Annotated in this window: 9 protein-coding genes; 2 read left to right on the top strand and 7 right to left on the bottom strand. The window is 64.3% G+C overall.

Annotation, left to right across the window (positions count from 1 at the left end):
• Positions 1 to 187: 187 nt before the first annotated feature.
• From AC5RV6_RS14240 to proA, 6 genes are all read right to left on the bottom strand, one after another.
• Positions 188 to 1,954: an Hsp70 family protein gene (locus AC5RV6_RS14240; RefSeq protein ID WP_494007980.1), complete on the bottom strand. Its 1,767-nt coding sequence runs from the start codon at positions 1,952 to 1,954 to the stop codon at positions 188 to 190.
• Complete coding sequence (locus AC5RV6_RS14245; RefSeq protein ID WP_494007981.1) at positions 1,951 to 3,087, bottom strand: hypothetical protein; 1,137 nt, start codon at positions 3,085 to 3,087, stop codon at positions 1,951 to 1,953. The genes AC5RV6_RS14240 and AC5RV6_RS14245 overlap by 4 nt, the downstream gene beginning before the upstream one ends.
• Positions 3,087 to 4,208, bottom strand: a complete 1,122-nt coding sequence (locus AC5RV6_RS14250) for a hypothetical protein (RefSeq protein ID WP_494007982.1) — start codon at positions 4,206 to 4,208, stop codon at positions 3,087 to 3,089. Before AC5RV6_RS14250 ends, AC5RV6_RS14245 begins: the two co-directional genes overlap by 1 nt.
• 394 nt (positions 4,209 to 4,602) lie before the next feature.
• Entirely contained in the window at positions 4,603 to 7,740 is a 3,138-nt protein-coding gene (locus AC5RV6_RS14255) for a DEAD/DEAH box helicase (RefSeq protein WP_494007983.1), read from the bottom strand.
• Positions 7,737 to 10,058: a HelD family protein gene (locus AC5RV6_RS14260; protein WP_494007984.1), complete on the bottom strand. Its 2,322-nt coding sequence runs from the start codon at positions 10,056 to 10,058 to the stop codon at positions 7,737 to 7,739. The genes AC5RV6_RS14255 and AC5RV6_RS14260 overlap by 4 nt, the downstream gene beginning before the upstream one ends.
• 121 nt (positions 10,059 to 10,179) lie before the next feature.
• Positions 10,180 to 17,226 carry an anti-phage protein ProA gene (gene proA, locus AC5RV6_RS14265; protein WP_494007985.1) on the bottom strand — a complete coding sequence of 2,349 codons (7,047 nt, stop codon included), beginning with the start codon at positions 17,224 to 17,226 and terminating at the stop codon, positions 10,180 to 10,182.
• Positions 17,227 to 17,675: 449 nt separating this feature from the next.
• Between proA and AC5RV6_RS14270 the strand changes: the two genes are divergently transcribed.
• A complete protein-coding gene (locus tag AC5RV6_RS14270; protein WP_494007986.1) occupies positions 17,676 to 18,110 on the top strand; it encodes a nuclease-related domain-containing protein in 435 nt (144 codons plus the stop codon).
• Entirely contained in the window at positions 18,086 to 19,360 is a 1,275-nt protein-coding gene (locus tag AC5RV6_RS14275; protein WP_494007987.1) for a DEAD/DEAH box helicase, read from the top strand. Before AC5RV6_RS14270 ends, AC5RV6_RS14275 begins: the two co-directional genes overlap by 25 nt.
• Positions 19,361 to 19,456: 96 nt before the next feature.
• Here AC5RV6_RS14275 and AC5RV6_RS14280 read toward each other — a convergent pair whose 3' ends face one another.
• Positions 19,457 to 20,008 carry a hypothetical protein gene (locus AC5RV6_RS14280; RefSeq protein ID WP_494007988.1) on the bottom strand — a complete coding sequence of 184 codons (552 nt, stop codon included), beginning with the start codon at positions 20,006 to 20,008 and terminating at the stop codon, positions 19,457 to 19,459.
• Positions 20,009 to 20,081: the final 73 nt, after the last annotated feature.

The following is a 20,081-nucleotide window of genomic DNA, read 5'->3' on the forward strand; positions in this document are numbered from 1 at the left end:
TACAGTCCTCCGGTTCCCACGACGCCCCCGCGATGTCAATGATGTTGTCCTCAAAGACTGGGTAGACCGCACCGGCAAAGACGACGCCTGCGTACCCGTCTGGGGTCAGGCGAACCGGTCGCCGAACGGATTGCTCCACAGGTGAGACACCGTCGACAACGCGGACATCGAGCTGGTGGGCTGCCACCTAGGCTACCGAGCCACATTTACACGCCGGGTCGCCCCACTGCCGCTTACAGACGGCACACGGCATGTAGTACAGATGCTCCGTGATCTGCTCCTCCGTGGCTTGGCCTGGCCCAGGGATTCTCGAGAATGCACGAGGTTTGTGCTTATAAAGCACATCTCCTGGAATCAGTCGCTGATTGTTCTCATCCGTAACGTTGGCGCGGATTACAAGCCCGCCGTTGGGCACACCGCTGCTCTCGAGCTCGGGGTCGAAGGGTTCAGAAGCGACTGTCCCGGGCAGTCCTATGCCGAACTCCAGGTCGAAATAGGACGCAGAGGCGCGGCTCCGTTGCTGGCTGGACCTCGCCTCGACCGTTAGGATTAAATCATCGTCCACTTCAACGTCAAATTCGAGTCGTTCAGTCAGTGGTGGAGCTGTCTTATCAACCTTTACAGTTACTACGCCTAACGAAGTTCTGGGGTCGCTCGCCTGTGGTTGCGCTGTCAGATCTGTTGGTGTCACCACCGAGAACTTGGCCGTCCCATCGGTTGGATCTGTGCAGTAGAGGTGGAAGCGCTGTTGGTCAATCTGGTTGTGACCAGGCATGGGTGTTCCGGCCGTCAAGAGAGGGAGCCTGGACCCACGGGACATCTCGAGCTCAATTGGCTTCGCAAGTACCAACCGCTGAGCATCATGGGCTATCCAGGCAGCTCCCTGCGAGACCAACGTGCCAGCGTTTGCAGGGACGAGAACCCGCTCCGGGCCGAACAGCTCATGGAGCCTGCTTCGGATGCTGGGCATAGCTGCCATTCCTCCCGCAACAAGGCAAAGTGACACCTGGGCCGGAGCCATACCGACGGAATCAAGGAGTGATTCGATTTCTCGGATCCCTGCGGCCACCAGGGGGCGAGTCATCGCGTCAAATTCCTGCCGAGTTAGGGAGTATTCAAGTGTCGTATCAGATTCGGGGAAATAGCTGGGCGCGTAGAAGGATACTTTCGCACGCTGAGAAAGTTCAATCTTATTGTGTTCAGCGCGTTGAAGCAGCCGTAGTCGGGCCTCGCGTGTTGGACGCTCGGATCCCGAGATCCCCTGGGCAGTTGAGAACCTAGCGACCACCTCATCGCGAATTACCTGGTCGAATCTGTCCCCGCCGACGTGGTCTGTACCTCCATTCCGCAGCTGGAGAATCCTGCCCGCTTCAATTCGGCAGAGGGTTAGGTCGAGAGTTCCGCCTCCCCAATCCACTACGAGTACGTTGCGTCGCATCAACCGACGGGTTTCGTCCTGGGGGTCCGCAGTACCTCGCAGGTATCCGTAGAGAGCCGCAAGGGGTTCGTGGACGAATTGCACCACCGACATGCCAGCTTGGGCGAAAGCCTCGCGGAGCGCCGCACGTCTCGGACCGTTCATGTTTACAGGAATAGTGACTACGGCGCGGTCCAGGTTGCCCAGTCCTTCGAGCCTGGAGCTGCTCATAGACTCCGCCCGAACGTGACTAATCACCTGGGTCACGATGTCGACCGGGCTTCGATCGACCCCACCGACGCTGACCATTTCTTCGCCGAGCAGAAACTTCGGTGAGCGCACGGTACTGCCGTGAACGCCAATCCCGACTTCCTCCAACGCCTCGCGGGCCTCCCGCCCGACGATTACTTCCTCGCCTTCGTAGTGAACCACGGACGGATGAGGGCGGCTTCCAGCATCTAAGAAATCAATGACCCGGTCGCCGCTCACGACCGAAATCAAGCTGTTGGTGGTTCCAAAATCAAATCCCGCAATCATGGCTTCTTCCGGTCGATCTCTTTGAGCCTCTTGATTTCGCTATCAATTGCGCGCAGGGCACGATCTACATATTCTTCCGCAATATCTAAACTTCCATTGCGTAGCGCGTGGAGACTGTCATTTAGGAGCCGCACCTGGTCAGTTAGCTGCCGGATTACCTTGGTTCGGAGAGTCTCATAGTCATCTAAGTGGTGGCTCCGATCCACCACACGGCTACTCTGCTCAGCGGCGAGATGACCTTCTAGGTCGGCAACCTTTGTTTCCAACTCAGCGGAGCGATTTGTCTCAGCCTCTAGGCTGTCTTGTAGCTGGCCGGCCTTGGCCTCAGCTCTACTCGCACGATGTTCCTGCTCTCGTGCTTGGCGAAGGGCTGTCTGCCGTCCTTCCTCACTCTTTTCCACACGGGTCGTGAAGTGTTGCGATAGGTACTTGAGGGAGTCCGTGTTCTTAGCAGCGACCAGGACCGCCGCGGCACGTGCGTCGTTCCGTTCCATAGAGGTCTTCCATACATGTTCGCTCATGTCCTCGACAAACTTGTCCAGACTCATGCCCCGGAGAACGCTGACGAGTTCGACAGTCGTCAGCGCATTCACGCGCAGCCTTTCACGCAAGGTGTCCGTGAAATCGGACGGCTTGTGAAGACCGAGCTCGTGATACTTGATTTTTTTGACAGCGGCAATCACTTGTTCGGCCTGCGCTTGGGGCTGTTCATCCGTCCACGTTTCCAACCAGCTCGTCGAGACGGCGTGGACGGCGAGAGCATCCTGAACAAGGTCCAGAACTCTTTGCCTAATGCGTTTCTCAGCGCCGAATTCAACCAATGCCGTCAGCACGCTGGGAAGAACGTTGAGGAATGGATCCTTGGCGCTTAGTACCTTTACAGCTTCCTCTTCTACCTGCGCAGAGCCTGGCTGTAGAGGCAGATCGCGCAAAGCCTGGCGAGAGAGATTCAGCTTTCGCCCTTGTTCCTTGTACGCAAGCTCAAAGAAGGCAAGAATAGTTTTTGGAGATTCTTTCTTGAGCGCACTTTTCGCCACGCGGGGCTGCGCGTTCGCCCGTCGGGAGTCTTCAGCGTATTTGGGATTCGACGCGATGTCAGGGACGCTCACAGTGGAATCGGGTTTTTTCGTCACTATCTCGAGACTCCTTGAAATTGCATGCGGATTAGGAAGTTGTCGTACCAGCCCTCCGTGACACGACTGTGGCGGAGGTGCTCCGCGTGCCGCTTGGCTGACAGCAAATCACCAATTGCGAATGTGTGCTCAGCCGCGATCAAGTGCAGCTTCAGAGAGTCGGCGAGACGCTGCTGCATTCCCATGCTTGCCACAAGTTCCGCTATAACATTGGGCGCAGCTGAACCATCAAGTGGCACAGCGCTCCACCGAAGAACATCTTCTGTCGCTGAGTCGCTGAGCTCCCTGTCCAGGCTCGGGTGCGGAGCGCTCGAGAGATCGTCCAGCTCGTACGGTCGTCCGGTGAGCATCGATTCAAAACGGAATGCCACTTTTGCGATTCGAGGGCTCTTGGTCTTCGTCATGGCGCGCGCGAACTGATTATACTGATAGGCTACTAGACCGCAAATCGCCTCTGCGGGCGGTCTGTCGAAACAGCGGAGAATTTCCACTGCCTGATCGTACTTACTCTGATATCCACCACCCGAGGGAGCCTTTTCAGGGGCTCCTGTCTCAGCGGCACGCTCTCGGTTTATGACTCCGTATAGGTAGTTGGCCAAACCTGCAACGTACCTGGCGGAGGTCGGATAGTTTCTGGAACGCATAATGAAGTCATCGATGGAGCGAGAACTCAGCTCACGTCCGTCGATGAGTCGGCTCAGGGCTTCATCGACAGACAACAAATCGTCATCCTCAGCGAGGTTGAACTCAAATTCGAAGCGCCGCGGACGAGGGATACCATTTTGTGCAAGGGTGACTTCCGTTACGCCAATTCGTTTCGCACTGAGTGCCTCGGCTGCCCCTTCCAACGGGACCGGACGGCCGTTCACAGTGACGGAATCGGCATTGCGGATCACCCAGTCAGCGGCTGTCGTCTCTTTTGTTACGACGAGTCGGCCCCTCCCGCATTCTCGTCCTTTGAAGAAAAGAGCTGAGCGTTGGACTGCATGGCCCTGGAAGGTGTGTACACGAAAGTCACCCTCCTGGCCAAATTCGAGACCACACGTTGTGCACACGAATAGCCGCCTGGGCGCGCTGATGAACCCTCCGCCACCTTCGTCGGTCTGTTCATGAAATTCCATGTAACCCGTGTGCCAGAAACCCACAGTGCTCCTAGCCTTTGACTGCAGAACCCGGTGTGGCCACCGGAGATGGGCTACCGAGAAGCACCTCGTGAGCACGATGTCTTTGGCTCTGATTCGAGGAGATGAGTCCCCCGCACCAACGTGATACGAGACCCCCGCCGACAGGGAAACTGATCATGATCTTCCTTCCGGCCCCAGCTGTTTCATACTGGAGCTTTTTCTATGCGTAAGCATATGGCACGTCGACTACAGGTTGATGGGGTAATGCAGAATATTCCGATCTCCACCGCGGTTCGGCTCGGCTGGAGGCTGCAGTTCCGCTCCAGGGGCCGTTGAGGTGCAGGGAATCGCCTGGAGACGACTCCAGATAGCTGACGCAAGTGCGGGCAAATCATTGCGCCGCAGCACTTGCCTCAACATAAACATCTGCCGGCATCGGCCGGTGCAGCTTCCACGTGATCGCGATCGGCCGCGAGCCGGTATGCGACATATAGTCCATCAGCCCCAGGCAGGTGTATGGCATCGTCATCCCGTTATCGTCCTTCTCTCGGGGCCTGGCGAACAGCAGCACCTTCGTCCCGTTGCTCCGGTGATTGATATATCGGCGCCCGGTGACGCTCTCCGGCGACGTCGCGTTCTGTGATTCCCAGTGAAAGACCTCGGGGCTCATCGCGTAGTCCTTGTACATAATCGACGCCGCCCGCTCCTTCGCGTCTTTCTCCAGCGTCACGAAGAAAACGTCCGTCTCCACCTCCGAACACCAGGCGACGCCCTCCCGGTGTGTCATCCGGCCGCCCAGCTCGAAGTAACCCAGCGCCGCGAGCACTTCCTCCCGCCGGTAGGTCGCATGGGAAAACAGGGGAATCTGCTGCAGTCCGAGGCCCGGCCCGCGCGGCGCGTAGCGGGAGCTCTGCACACCCAGTTCGGCGAGCTGCCGGATCTCTGAGGCAACCGCGGGGTAACCGCGCAGAACCTGCAATCCCTCGTCATACGACGCGTATCCTCCGCCGTTGGGCCAGATCGCGAAAAACAGCATCCGGGCCAGGATCTGTTCCCGTGGGCTGAGCTCCGCGTAGCTGCGTCCCCCCGGAGCGGCGAGCTCCGCATAAGTGTCAGCGCGTTCCGGATCGTCGATGCACAGCATCGCCGTCATCCTCCGCAGCAGCGCCTCCTCCGAGGCGCCGTGTGTCGCTGAAGGGAAGAGCTCGACGTCGCCGCCGTGGCCGACGTCGACCAGCCCGGCTTCCCGGATCAACGAGGTCCAGGAGTCCCCCGTCTTTCGGTAGACGTGCGACAAGTCCCGGCCGGACGCTCGCAGATAATCCTCCAGCGCCTGCTCGCCGTAGGAGCGAACCTCGGCGACCAACTGTTTCCGGTTCACCCGGAGCTGTTCGCGAATGTTGTCCAGCACAACCTTCTGTGCGACCCGATCCAGCACGATCTGCGAACCCGAGGGCAGGAACGGAAACCCTTCCTCCACAGCCTTCTCCAACGCTTTGCGGCGCCGGCCGGTCAGGGCCCCGAGCTTGGCATCGAATCGGAACTCTCGGCGCTGCTGGCCGATGTAGTCCAGCACCGTCAGTACCGCTTTGTCCTTGGCCCGGCGGAGCCCACGGCCCAGCTGCTGAATAAACACGGTTGCGCTCTGCGTGGGACGGAGGAGCATGATGGTGTCAATCTCCGGCAGGTCCAGGCCTTCATTGAAGAGATCGACGGCGAACAGGCAGTTCAGTTCCCGGCTGCGCAGCCGGCGCAGCGCCTCGGCACGCTCGTCCTCCGGCGTATCACCGGAAACTGCTTGGGAGGCGATGCCGGCGCGATTGAACACCTCCGCCATGTACTGGGCGTGCTCCACCGACACGCAGAACCCCAGCGCGCGCATGTCGCTGGTGGACGTAACTTTGTCTCTGAGTTCGGTGATCACTTTCGCGGCGCGGGCTTCGTTGCCGGTATACAACGCGTCCAGCTGATTGATGTCGTAGGAGCCGCCGCGTTTCCATTCCACCTGGGTCAGGTCCACGTTGTCAGCCACGCCGAAGTAGTGGAACGGCACCAGCAGGTCCGCGTCGAGGGCGTCCCAGAGCCGCAGCTCGCCGGCCACCCGGCCGTCAAAGAACTGGTCGGCGACGTTGACGCCGTCGCCGCGTTCCGGCGTCGCGGTTAAACCGAGCAGTTCCTGCGGCTGCAGTCGGTTCAGCAACCGGCGGTAGGTGGGCGCTTCGGCGTGGTGGAACTCGTCGATGACGACGACGTCGAAGTGTTGGGCGGCGAGCTGATCCGCGTCGAGAGTGGCCAGGGACTGGACGCTGGCGAAAACCTGCTTCCACTGAGCGGGCTTGTGGTTGCCGACCAGGAGCTCACCGAAAGAGCCGCGCTGCATGACGTCGCGGTAGGTCTGCAGGGACTGTTTCAGGATCTCTTGCCGGTGAGCGACGAAGAGCAGGGACAGCTCCCCGCCCGCGGCTTCACAGAGCCGCTTGTAGTCCAGCGCCGCGATGACGGTCTTGCCGGTACCGGTGGCCGCGACCAGGAGATTCCGATGCCGGCCATGCACGCTGCGTTCGGCTTCGAGGCTTTCCAGCATTTCCTGCTGATGCAGGTAGGGCTGAATTTCGAGGCCGGTTTCCCCGCCGGGCAGAGAGGTCTTCCGCCCGCCGTTGCGCAGCAGGGCGGCGTCCAGCCGGTCGCCGTCGACGTCCGGATCGTAGGGCTGGAAGGCAGGCTGCTGCCAATAGCTGTCAAAGGTGACGCCGAATTTTTGCAGCAGGTCCGGGGTCCCGACGGCGGAGAGCCTGACATTCCATTCGAGGCCGTCGAGCATGGCCGGGGCGCTGAGGTTGGAGCTGCCCACGTAGGCGGTGTCGAAGCCGGTGTCGCGGTGGTACATCCAGGCCTTGGCGTGGAGGCGGGTGGCGTGGGTTTCGTAGTTGATGCGCACCTCGGCCCCGTACGTGCGAACCAGTTCGTCGATGGCGCGCCGTTCCGTAGCGCCCATGTAGGTGCTCGTGATGACTCGGAGCCGGACGCCGCGCTCGTGGAGCTCCTGCAAGGCCGGTTCCAGAAGGCGGAGGCCGGTCCAGCGGATGAAGGCACAGAGCAGGTCGACCCGGTCTGCTGAGCCCATCTCGGCCCGGATCTCTGCGGCCAGATTGGGGTCGTCCCGGCCGTTGGTTAGCAGCGCGGATTTGCGAAGCGGTGTGGTTGGCCGGCGCAGCTGACGGCGCTTCAGCGTGTCCCCTGGGAAAGCGGACAGGAGCTGGTGCGGCCCGGGCTGGATCGGGTCGGCCGAGAGCTGGTCAAGGATGCTGTTCGCTCGAGCGACCCGGTCCTCGGGCTTAGTAGCGGCCAAAACCTCGCGTACTCGGACAGCGACATAGTCCGCCAGCAGCGCCGGGGAGTCGTCCTCGGGAACCGATTCGAAAACCGTCTGCAGTGTCGGATCCTGCTCCAGGCGGGCCTGGAGTTGCCGGGTATGCAGCGTTTCGTAGAGCCCATGAGCCGGCCCCCGGCTGGCCGGCGGAGTGCTCATGAGCGCTGCATCCGCTCGCCGAGTTCCCGAAGGACGGCAGCGTGGAGGGAGGGCGCAATCTTCGAAAGCATTTGGTCGATGATCCCGTTGACGACAACGGTGACCATCTGTTGCTCGAAGTCAGAGAGGGCCGCGGACCCGCCCAGAGATGAATCGGGGTTGTTGGGGGCGGGCGACGCCACGGCCACGGGGGTGGATGGAGGTTGCAGCACCGCACCTTCGACATTCACCCTCGGCTCACTCGGCTCTTCAGCTGAGCTGGCTTCGGCGGCCTCACCCGGGACGCCGGATGTCCCGCCCAAAACTGCCGGCAATGTCTCGGGCGGGTAGATAACGTCAAGCCGGGTGGTGGTTCGAGTCAAGGCGATATACAGCAGCCTCTCCCCATGTGGCAGATCGAGGATGCTTTGAGGGTGCACCACTATCACCGCGTCGAATTCCAGTCCCTTGGATGCTTCCGGGGTGACCAGATTGATCGCGTTGCTCAATTCTCCGGAGCTCGATTCGCTCCACTGGATCTCTTCGGCTAGGAAAGCGTCTCGGATTTGATCCCACAACTCAGGCACGGCAATTACACCTACGAAGCGCCCTCGCCCGCTGTGGTGCACGACCACCTTGGACAGTTCAATGCCCAGGTTCTCGTCTGCCACCTCGGTGAAGACGGGGTTCGCGCCAGCGGAACGGACGATGACTGGCGGAGTGACGCCCGGCGCGGCGAGGGTCAGAAGAGGCTTTGCGAGAGCGAATACCTCGCGCGGCACGCGGTAGCCGTGCTCCAGGGCAGCGGTTTCCGTAGGCAGACTGGAGGCCAGCATGTCCTCCACTCGCTTCCAATCGTTCATGGCGCTCGGGCCCGTCGACTGCGCGATATCCCCGACTACCGTCATAGAGCCGTGACGGGAACGGCGTCTGATCGCCAGCAGCTCCATCTCAGACAGGTCCTGAGCCTCATCAATGACGATGTGCCCATAGAGCTCTGGCGCACCCCTTAGGGCCTCGTTGGCTTCGTCGATCAACGCCAGGTCTGCCGCCGTCCAGGGTTCGTCGGCCATAGAGGCGGCTGGTGCCCGATGCAACAACTCGATATCCGCTGCGCGCAGCTCCGTGCCGGCTGCGGCACGGAGCAGTCTTTCCTTGGACCCAAAGAGCTCCCGGAGGAACTGCTGAGCGTTGAGCTGAGGCCAGAGCTGGTTGACTGCAGAATCCAGGCTGCGGGGATCCACCACGTCGGTCGCCGACCCGAACGGGCTCCGCCGACGGTACTCGATGGTCGCTAACTCGAGGAGAGTCTCCTTCAACCGTGCGCGTCCGTCCAGATACACTTCACCCCGCAGCTGACGGACTCGGGCCGCCACCGTTTGCGGGGGAAGATCGAAATACCATCCGCTTCCCCGCTGCTGAATACGGATCGGCCCCCGAGGTTCCTTGATGCGGTCGTCCAGAGCAGCGGCAATCAAGTCCGCCATGGTGGACGAGCCTTTAAGCCTAGCCGTCGGGTCGATTTCTGATCCGCGAACGGCGATGCCAGGCGCGAGCAGCTCCTGCAGCGATTTCTGTACGACGTCGTGATCCCCAAGATCAGGAAGGACGCGGCGGATGTACCGGGTGAAAGTCTGGTTCGGTCCCACAACCAGAACATCTCCGGGCTTCAGCTCATCCTGGTAATTGAATAGGAGCCATGAGACTCGATGGAGTGCAACGGCCGTTTTTCCGGTGCCCGGGCCACCCTGCACGACAAGCAGCCGGTCCTTCTCCAAGCGGACAATCTTGTCCTGTGCTGCCTGGATGGTACGGACGATGTCCTTCATCTGTCCGCTGCGCTTTTCCTCGAGCGCAGTCAGCAAAGAGTCGTCCGGCGACCGCCAATCCTCCAACTCGGCAACTGCCGCAGCCAGCTCCTTGAAGACAGTGTCCTGAAAGTCGCGAATCCGGTTGCTTTTGGCGTCAAAGGTCCGTTTGCGCAGCAGACCCTGATGATCATGTGCGCTTGCTTGGTTGTACGCTGCCGCGGCGGGCATCTGCCAGTTGATCACTAGCAGGTTCTTATCAGCGTCAAATATCGGCTGCTTGCCGATGTAATAGACGTCGCCGTCTTCCCGATCCATCCGACCAAAGGCGACGTTGTCATGAAGGTCAACCGAAGACTTGGACTCCTGCCAGCGGGCAAATGCACGTCCCTCAGCTGCCGTTCCGGCCGACCACTGGTCGACCCCATTCCCAGCTGCCGATTCCTCGCGCGCTGCCGCTGTCCGGTCGAAGTAGGCCTGCTCCATTACAAGCTCGTCCTGCTTCCCGAGCACCGGGTCCAGGGATTCCACTGACATTTACTTCCCCCAAAGATTTCGGGCCTGCGGAGCCGTTTTCAACAGGTTACCGGCGGGTACGGACATTAGGTTGTTGCTTGCGCACCCGCGTCGCTCGCATTTGTGGGCGCGGTGCTCAGCGCCCATGAGTTGTGCCCCGCCAGTCTTCTTTCCGGCGTCGGGGAAGCCCCTCATTCAGCAATCGCCAACCCACCCCGAGCTGGGTACGTTGCACGTCTATCGCTATTTCGGATAGCGGTGTCTCGGCGTCATAGAGCTCCTCCATGCGCTTCAACTCGACCGTTGTGTAGGGCCGCCCGTGCCGATAAGCACCCGTTTCGTCGGTGATGTCCCCCGTCGGCTCCAGCAGCAGCTCGATGAGGCGGATGGCGACCTCGCGCTGGTCCAGTCCTGCTCTCACAGCCACCTGGTCAACCGAGTTGCCCTCCCTGTACAGCCGGAGGACGCGTTGCTCCCCTTCTTCGGTCCACTCGATGGTTCCCGAGGGCTCCATTGCGGCGCGCTCTCGGGCGGAGTTGTTCGTCGTTCGAGTCACGATACGGGGCGATCGTACCCGTGAAACCACGGTGCCCCCTGCACCCCATCCAAGCTTTCCGGCGTCCAGTGCTGCGGTGAGCGCCGCTTCCAGACGCTCCCCGATGCCCGCCGTCACCCGCCGGCCGCCGAAGACCCGAAGCGCCTGCCGCTTGAGCTCGTCCGGCTCCAGCCCCGCAGCTTCCCGACACAGGTCCGCCATCGCGTTGCCGATCTCCACCAGGCTGACGTGCTCGATCTTGCGCGGCTCGTCGCCTTCCTCCACCGTCCGGTAGCCGGCCCAGGTGGCCGGATCCAGGCGTGTCGGCCAAACGAAACCATCCCGGTCCACGGAGAGCTTCTTGCGGTCAATCAGCTTGAGGACGGCCCCGGCGCGCGCGCTGTTGACCTTGTTCAGGTCGAACTCTGCGCAGACCAGCTTGGCCAGCCGCACCGTGTGGATAGGGCCCTCCGCTTCCACGATCGTTGCCAGCACCTCGGCCACCACAGCGCGGGCACGCCGGGATGAGCCCAGCTGGTCCAGGTATTCGATGCCGCCGGTCCGCCGCCAGCTCCACGGCACGAACGGCTCGGCGTTACCTCTCCCGCTGGTCGCTCCTTCGGAGCCCGGCCCGCGGTTGATTCCGGTTCCGCTTTCGAGCGGCGCGGCATGAGCGATGGAGCCTGACGCCAGCCGAGCCGGCGCCAGCGGACTCGGCTCGATTTCGGCAAGTTGCGTTTCGGCCACTTCCTGGACCCACCCGACCTGCTCCCCGCCGACCGGGTCCTTCGCCACGGCCTCGACTCCGGAAACATCGGCAGCAGCCTCAGTCTTTTCAGTTTCCAGCAGGTCCTCCCGCCGGATTTCCTTCTCCAGCCGGTCAGCCACAGCCCCGGCGTCCGCCACCCACTCGGGCAGCCAGACCCGCTGCACGGACGGCCAGCGCAGCATCCGGGAGAGCACGTCGGACGGCAGCCCGTCCCGGTCCCCCACCGTGCCGCGGGCGGCCCACGCCGGGGAGTCCAGCAGGATCGCCATCAGCGGCCGCTCCGGTTCCTCGGGCAGCGCCACGCTGAGGTCCACCTTGAAGTCGGAGAGCCCGACGTCGGTGTTCACCACCAGCCCGCGGCTGCCCAGCACCGCGGCGATCTGCTCCCGGTGCCGGTCCACGGCAGGACGCCGCCGCCCGTCGGCCGGCAGCGCCCCGGTGCCGGCGGCCGCCAGCTCCAGGTAGCTGCGCAGGTGCTTCAGGCCCACCGAGGACGTCTCCGCGGTGCGGATGTCCGCCGGATCGAAGCTGGAGAACACCACCACCTGCCGGCGGGCACGGGTCACCGCCACGTTCAGCCGCCGCTCGCCCCCGGAACGGGTCAGCGGGCCGAAGTTCAGCGGCAGCACTCCCTTGTCGTTCTTGCTGAAGCCGGTGGAGAACAGGATGGTGTCCCGCTCGTCGCCCTGGACGTTCTCCAGGTTCTTCACGAACAGGCCTTCGGGCGCTTCCAGTGCCTCGGCGATCCGCGGATCGTCGCAGTCACGCAGCAGCGCCTCGATGTAGGCACGCTGCTGCAGGTTGAAGGTCACCACGCCCAGCGACGGGAAGGAGTCCGGCGAGGCGTCGAAACGGCGGCGGATCTCCGCGACCACGGCTTCGGCCTCCACCGGGTTGGTGCGCAGCAGCTTGCCCTTGCCCGAGCGCTGGAACTGTCCGTCCACGCGGACGAAGTTCACGCCGTACCCGCCGGGGGCTGCGCTGGCCGGTCCGTGCACCGGGGCCGGGAAGGAGGACAGCTTCGCGTCGTAATACTGCTGGTTGCTGAACGCGATCAGCGCCTCGTCCTGGCTGCGGTAGTGCCAAGTGAGCCAGTGCCGCGGCACCCGGGCCGTGACGCATTCGGAGAGGATCGACTCCTCGTCCTCCACCGTCTCCTCGGCCAGCTCCGCGTCCTCGTCCTTCTCGGTGGCGGCGGCTTCGGCCACCGACGTCGGCGGCATCTGCTTGCTGTCGCCGACGACGACGACGGAGCGTCCGCGGCCCATGGCGCCCACTGCATCGGCAACCCGGATCTGGGAGGCCTCGTCGAAGACCACCAGGTCGAACAGGTCGCTGCGGGCCGGGAAGAACCGCGCCACCGAGTCGGGGCTGACCAGCACGCACGGGGTGATCCGGACGATCAGCTCGCCAAAGGCCTCCATCAGCGGGCGCACCCGCATGCCGCGCTTGAGCGAGAGCTGGCGGTGCAGCTTGCCCATCTGCCCGGCGTCGGAGCGCGGATTGAAGGTGCGGGCGGCCAGCACCTCGGCAGGAATAGCTTCGCGCAGCTGGGCCCGGACGGCGGCGGAGCGGCTCAGGAACCGCTCGATGGCCCTCTCATGCTTCCGGGGCTCGAACTCGTGCAGCCCGGTGGCTGCGGCCCGCTCGCGGCGGGACGCCACGGCGAGGCCGAGTTCGAAGGCGGCGACGGCGTCCTCCGCGTCCACCTGCCCGAGGAGCAGCTGGGCCCGGGCGTCGGTGAGCCCGACGGCGCGCAGCGGTTCCAGCGCGGCCAGGAACCGGACCCGGCGGCGCAGGGCGGGCGCGGCGTCGGGCACGGTATCCCGGCCCGCTGCGGTCTGCCGCCACCGGGCCAGCAGGGCGTGCCCGCCCAGCCATGCGGCCAGCTCGCTCTTCGTCACCACCGCGGGATCGAACAGGTCCGCGGCCGAGGCGGCCAGGACCTGTGCCGCGGCCACGGCTTCGGCAGGCACCGGCACGCGCCGGCGGAGGAAGGCGCGCAAAGCGGGCAGGAATTCCTCGGGGGCGGGTGCGCCGTCGAGCCGGACCAGCTCGGCGGTGTGCTTGAGCCACTCCACGCTGCGGCGCAGGTGTTCCTGCCCGGCTTCGGTGAGCGGGTTCCAGGAGACGGGCAGGGCGACGCCGGGCAGGGAGGACGCTTCACCGGCCAGGCCGCGGACGGCGGTCTGGACCTGCAGCAGCGCCTCGGTCAGCGCCGGCACTTCCTTGGGTCGCACCTGAGCGTCAGGGCGGAGGACCCCGGAAAGCTGGTCCAGCACTGCCAGCAGCCGCTTCTTCCGCCCGAAGAAGCCGGACTCGGCGGCCGCGACGGCTTGGGCATGCAGGTCGGCCAGCGGCAGGTCAAGCGCCTGCGGCGTCGCTTTGTCCAGACCGGGGTGGGAGGCGGCCAGGAAGGCACCCATATGCTGACCGACCTGCTCGGCGTACCCCTGCCAGCGTGGAGTGTTGACCTCGTCCAGCAGGTCCACGTCCACGTTCTGCAGCTGAAGGGCCGGCACCAGCCGGGCAAGCTCCTGCGGGGCGCGGACCGCGGTGAGCACCGGTTGCAGGCCGGGCACGGCGGCGAGGGCCTTCAGCGCGGTGTCGAAGGTGGTGGCTGCCCCGGCCAACTTCGCGAGCTGCTCCTCCGTCAGCGGCCTGTCGAGGAAACCCCACGGAGTGTCGGGCCCGGGCAGGGCCGGCTCAGCGGCGTCGGGCAGATCCGCCAGCACCGAGCGCAGCTGCTGCAGCTGGTCCAGGTCGGTGGCGGTGAGGAAGGCGTCAGTGACGGGCAGCGCGGGCACGTCGGACCCGACCGCGAGCTCCTGGGTGCGGGCCCCGTAGAACGACAGTTCGGCGGGGTTTTCCTGATGGAGCCGGAACGCGTACCGGCGCAGTTCCCGCTGGGCCTTGGACAGTTCGCCGCGGGAGACGCGCAGGCCCTGCTCGTCGACGTCCACGCTGTGCTCCAGGGCGCGGCGAATCTGCTCCCGGACCGCGGCGGGCTTGCTGCCCTTGTCGTGCAGGTCCAGGGTGAACACGCCCATGCCGACGTCGTTCAGCCGTTTCTGCACCACGTCCAGGGCGGCGCGCTTTTCGGCGACGAAGAGCACCCGCTTGCCCTCGGCGACCGCCCGGGTGAGCAGGTTGGTGATGGTCTGGGACTTGCCGGTGCCCGGCGGGCCTTCCAGCACGAAGGTCTTGCCCGCCACCGCTTCGGCCACGGCCTGCAGCTGCGAGGAGTCAGCCGGGATGGGGAGCTTCGCGGCGAGGTTGTCCAGATCGCCGTCGGGCTCGGCCTGCTCCGGATCCGTGAACGCGTCGGTGGGTGTGTGGATGAGGTGCCGGACCAGCGGATTGGCCTCGAACTGTTCCCAGTTCTCGTCCAGGTCCTTCCAGAGCCGGTACTTGGCGAACTGCAGGATGGACAGGTCCACGGTGGGCTCCACCCGGAAGGGCAGTCCCTTCTCCGCGATGGCGCCGCGTACGGAGGCGAAGGCGGCGTCGAGGTCGATGCCGGAGGCGTCCTCGGCCGGGTCGGCGAGTCCGGGGATGTGCAGGTTGTGGGTAAGCTTCAGCTTCTCCAGCAGGCAGTAGTTGGGGGTGGAGGTGCCGGTGTCGTCGAGCACCACCGTGTAGTGGCCGCCGCGGCCGGTGGAGCGCAGGTGCACGGGCACCAGGATCAGCGGCGAGCGCAGCTCCTTGCCGTCCTGGCTCCAGACCATGGTGCCCAGCGCCAGGTACAGGTTGTTCGCGCCGGTTTCCTCGGTGACGGTGCGGGCCTTGTAGGCAAGGTTGCGCATCCGGGGCTGGTAGGCGGCCTCGGTGACGTCGGCGAAGACGGCCTTCTTGCCGACCAGGATCTCCGCCAGCTGGTCCTGCGGCAGGTCCCGGCCGAAGCGGATGCCGCGCTCGGCCTGCATGGCGGACACGGCGTCGGACGCCAGCAGGGTGATCGCCGTGCCGCCGTTGATCAGGTCCTCGAACTGGCCCACCCGCTCGTCCGGGACTGCGAGCGGGAACCGGGCGGCGGGGGTGAAGTTGATCAGCCGGTTGCGCAGGCTGAGGTCCAGCAGCGCGTTCTTCCACTGCGCGATGCGGGGAGGCACGACGGCGCGCACCGGCTCCTGCTGCTTCTTCCGCTCCGCTGCACCCTGCGGCGCGGGGACCACGGCGCGCTGCGGAGGCACGTATTCATAGATGTCGGTCCGGCCTGCGGTGTCGCTGATCCGCGCCGGGATGGGCCGGATGCCGGCATTGCGGGCAGCATAGATGTCGATGACGCCTGCCACCCGATCCAGGTCACCGGTGAGCCACTCGGTGTAGGCGCGATTGTGGAGGTACTGGGCGGGGTGCAGGTCCTTGTCGGTGACGGCGGTGGTCTCGATCAGCCGGATCCGGCCCATATCGATGGCGTTGATCAACAGCTGGGGCTCTTCGACGGCGGGAGTCTGGAAGTTGGCTTCGTGGCGCCAGTAGCCGAGGAAGATGTGGCCGTCCATCAGCCACAGGTTGGGCTGCAGGCCGGCGAACTCCAAGGCGGCGGCGAGGACGACGGTGGTGTCCATGCAGGTGCCGAAGCCCAAGTCGAGGACCTGGCCCGGCGTCCGGATCCGCTGTGCGCCCTGCCCCCAGGTGGGCGGCGGCTCGCTGTAGCGGATGCCGCGGCGGTGTGCGGCTTCGAAGATGGCGTAGGCGATGGCGTCGGCGCGTTCCTCGCCGGCCTGGTAGCCCTGCAGCGAGCCGCTGCCCGTGCGCTGTTCCAGGATCGCGGCGGCTTCGCGGCAGACGGCGGCAATCGCCGGATGGTTGGGCTGGACGAAGGCGGCCAGCGATTCCATCGTGAGGAGGCCGGGCCGCAGTCGCCAGTGCTGGGCGCCGAGGACTTCGATCTCGGCGTCGGCCGAGGCGAGGGTCTCGTCCCCCGAGATCAGCTGGGCCAGCACGGTGCCGGCCTGCCGGTCCTCAAGCTGGAGCATGCTGGCGGGGTCGGCCTGCAGGTTCGGCGAGGCCAGGGTGACGGTCCCCCGTTCCGGCAGGTCGAGGTAGTGCACGCAGTCACGGGAGAGGCTTCCGCTGACGGTGGAGAGGGAGAGTTTGAGCTCCACGCCGCGGATCTCGGGGCCGGGGTTGGTGATGCTGAGCCGGCTGACGATCTGGCTGCCGTTGTAGGACAGGGCGTAGCTGGTCTCCGCGACGGTCTCCAGGCTGATGGTGATGCGGTCGGCATCGGCTGCGGAGGCGGCTTCGGGTTCCTGCGCAGCGTGGCCGGGAGCGGTCTGCGGTTCGGGACGGGACGGTTGTTCGGGACGGGACGGTTGTTCGGGGGCAGGCTGCGGGGTGGGCCGGCCGCCGGCCGGGACCGGTGACGGTGCGGGTTCCGGCGCGTCCGCCGGTGCGGTGACCGGCTCGGGGCGGGACCCGGTGCCCGACGCGGGTGCGGCGGCGGGACGGCGGGCGAACTCCTCGCGCAGGGCGCTGAGTTCTGCTGCCGATTTGTCCGCATTGATCCAGCGGAGCAGGCGGATGGCGGTGTCGATGGCGCGGGCGACGTCGTCGTCCGCGAAGTCCTCATTGTGGGCCCAGCCGTTGCGCACCTGCCGCAGCTCACCGGCGTACGCCGTGGCGTCTCGCGGAAGCCCGAAGGGCCACCCGAGGCTGCCCAGCTTCTCGGTCATGATCCGCAGCTGGGCCAGGACGTCGCTGGTCTTATAGGTGCGCGGGGCGCGGCCTGCCGTTTCGTCTTTTCGGGCCAGCAGGGCCGGCCAGTCGAGCCCGGGCGAGACCTCGGACATCACCCGAAAAATGTGGGGCTCGAGGCCCGCAGACAGGATCTCCAGCGAACGGCCGATGAACTCCCGATTGGACAACGCCATGGTACTTCCCTACGTCATAACCAGCACTCCCCCGGCGCTGCGAGGAACAGAGTATCGGATCAACCAGTCCGATCATGCATCCACATATAACGGAATAGGAACAACGCCTGCCGGCACCCGGCCAGCGGATCAGATTTCGAGGCTGAGGCCCCGTAAACGCGGGCATCTCGGTGTCAAGTTACAAGAATTGTTTCTGCGCTTACAAAAATTTATTAGCCCGTGTGATGCGTGGAAATGTCGGCGGCTGCCCTACTGTGATGGTCGTCGCCACCAGACATGACTGTGCGCAGCAGGGGGAATCATGACAACTCCAACCACCTCGTCCGCGAAGCGGAGCGAACGCGACGCCGAGATGGTTCGTCAAGGTCCAAAGCCTAAGAACTGACCGTCCCACGGCGTGGACCGATAGCTACTGACGGTGACGCAGACCTATGCTCAAGCGTCACGAAATGAGGGGGATGATGTACTGCATTCCGGAGGAACCGGACTTTCCGGACGGCCACCAAGCCGAAAAGGCGGTGTGGGATGCCCTGCGCGCCCAGCTGCCCGACGTCGTGCTTGCCCACTCGGTCCAGCTCCGGCATGCCGGTCGAGAGTACGAGATCGACCTCCTCGTCCTGTGGCCCGGCGTCGGTCTGGCCGCCATCGAGGTCAAGGGCGGCCAGGTCTCGGTTACCAACGGCCAGTGGTACCAGTCGGACCGTTCAGGAAAGCGCAAAATCCAGAGCCCTACTGCACAGTGCCAAAGCGCGGCGCATGCCTTTAAGAATTGCTCTCGCCACGGCTTGGCACCCAGCTCGTCAGCAGGTTCGCGCACATCGCCGCTCTGCCCTACACGGATGTTCCGCAGGACTGGGAAATGGCTGGAACGCCGCGCAGCCTGATCCTTGACCGCTCCGACCTCGCAAATAGCCGGGAGCTCATTCGGGCGGCCATCGAAGACGAGGGCCACAGCGGCAGCCCGCTGGCGCCGTCATTCCTGCAACGCATTCTGCCGCATCTTTCCGGCGACCTGGACACAGAGGCAACACCGTCTCTCGGCGCGGCCGAGCTCGAGGACCTGCAGCAGCAGCTCACCGAACGGCAGAAGGTTCTGCTCGATTCCACCCGATCCATTCCACGGGCGCGGTTTGTCGGCGGCGCCGGCAGCGGGAAGACCTGGCTCGCCGTAGAGAAGGCCCGCCGGCTGGCCAAGGAGGGCAAACGCGTTGGCCTGTTCTGCTACAACAAAGGCCTGGCCGAGCACCTGCGCCGTCAGACGGACGGCTGGCGGCACGCCGGCCCGGTGTTCGTCGGCGAGTTCCACGAATACGCCAAGCTGCTGGGCGTTCCCGATGGCCTGGGCCAGGACTACTTCGACCGGGACATGCCGCAGCAGCTCAAGGACCTGGCCGCTTCGATGGCCGTCGAGGACAAGCTGGACGCCGTCGTCGTTGATGAGGCGCAGGATTTCGCACCCCTGTGGTGGGAAGCGCTGATGACCTGCCTCAAGAAACCCGACGATGGCGAGGTCTACGCCTTCATGGATGAGCGGCAGAACGTGTACGGCCGGTGGGACGCCGGCAGCGCCGGCTCGGCCTTGGACCCGACGGCGGGACTGGTCACCCTGCATATCGACGAAAACCTGCGCAACACCAAGCGGATCGCGCTGACCTTCAAAGGGTTTACCGGAGAGCATTTGACCCCGCGAGGCGGCGACGGGGAGCCCGTGCGGCTTGTCGACTGCGCCACCGAAGACGCTTTGGATCTGGCCAGCGACTGCGTCGACGCGCTCATCGGTGAGGGCTGGGCACCCAACCAGATCGCCCTGCTCACCACGAACAAGCGCCACCCAATCCATCAGGAAGCCTTTGAAACGGGCAGCATCCCCCAGTACTGGCAGGAATTCCACGACGACGGAGCCGAGTTCTACGGACACGTCCTCGGCTTCAAGGGCCTGGAACGCTCGGTGGTGATCCTGTGCGTCAACGGCTTCAAGGACATGGCGCGCGCCGCAGAGCAGCTCTACGTCGGGCTGTCCCGCGCCCGCTGCCTGCTGGTCGTCGTGGGAGACACAGAGCTCATTGCCGAGGGCGGCGGGCGGGAGCTTGAGCTCGCACTGGCCAAGGCGCGGAAGTGGACGCCGGTGCCCTAGGCAGCTGGCTGAAAAGACACCGCTAAAGGGATTAGTCGACGGGTCCGCTGCCGGAACAGGATAGGCAAGGCCTCTGACCCGGCAACGGACCCCCTATCAAACTGCTACCGCGGAGCTCAACACGCCAGTCTTATCCCTCGACCAGTGCCGCCCATTGGAGTCTTTGAACTTGATGGACGCCATGTAGTCGGCGTTACCAACGATTGACTCGGTGGTGTCATTTTCCTTGAGGCCAACGATGTACTTTCCAGGTTCAATAAAATATCGCCCGGGGGCTAGAACGGCTGCTCGTCCGGCTATCGGGGGGATCGGCCTTTGCTTGCGTGTCTGGCCAGCGTCCCGTGAAACCTCAAGCTCATAAACAGAGACCCTGGACCCGTTCCGGATCTCGACACCCCAGGTCTCACCGCCGTCGGTGACAAGCTTTGCAGGCCAGCACGTGACCTCTGCGGCGTGGACCTGCGCCGCTTCCTGAAGCGCACGTTCCTCGCGCTGCATTTCAATGTTCGTCAGTTCCTGGCTGTGCTGCATGGAAGCGGTCGAAGCCTTCGTCTGCTTGGCCAGATACAACAGCGCACCAATCGTGGCAACTGCCGCCAGAATTTCGAATATGTTTACTACGCTCTCCACTGTTTCCCCCATGGTCATACACATACTGTCTAGAAATAGATTGACCAAACGCCCTTGGGCACAGTCAGCCAGCTAAATATAGCCGCCCCGA

Source organism: Arthrobacter saudimassiliensis (assembly GCF_059090665.1).

Excerpts from the sequence above, each read along its gene's own strand:
- AC5RV6_RS14240 (WP_494007980.1), bottom strand. The coding sequence starts at position 1,954 with ATGATTGCGGGATTTGATTTTGGAACCACCAACAGCTTGATTTCGGTC.
- AC5RV6_RS14250 (WP_494007982.1), bottom strand. The coding sequence starts at position 4,208 with ATGGAATTTCATGAACAGACCGACGAAGGTGGCGGAGGGTTCATCAGC.
- AC5RV6_RS14255 (WP_494007983.1), bottom strand. The coding sequence starts at position 7,740 with ATGAGCACTCCGCCGGCCAGCCGGGGGCCGGCTCATGGGCTCTACGAA.
- proA (WP_494007985.1), bottom strand. The coding sequence starts at position 17,226 with ATGGCGTTGTCCAATCGGGAGTTCATCGGCCGTTCGCTGGAGATCCTG.
- AC5RV6_RS14270 (WP_494007986.1), top strand. The coding sequence starts at position 17,676 with ATGAGGGGGATGATGTACTGCATTCCGGAGGAACCGGACTTTCCGGAC.
- AC5RV6_RS14275 (WP_494007987.1), top strand. The coding sequence starts at position 18,086 with ATGGCTGGAACGCCGCGCAGCCTGATCCTTGACCGCTCCGACCTCGCA.
- AC5RV6_RS14280 (WP_494007988.1), bottom strand. The coding sequence starts at position 20,008 with ATGACCATGGGGGAAACAGTGGAGAGCGTAGTAAACATATTCGAAATT.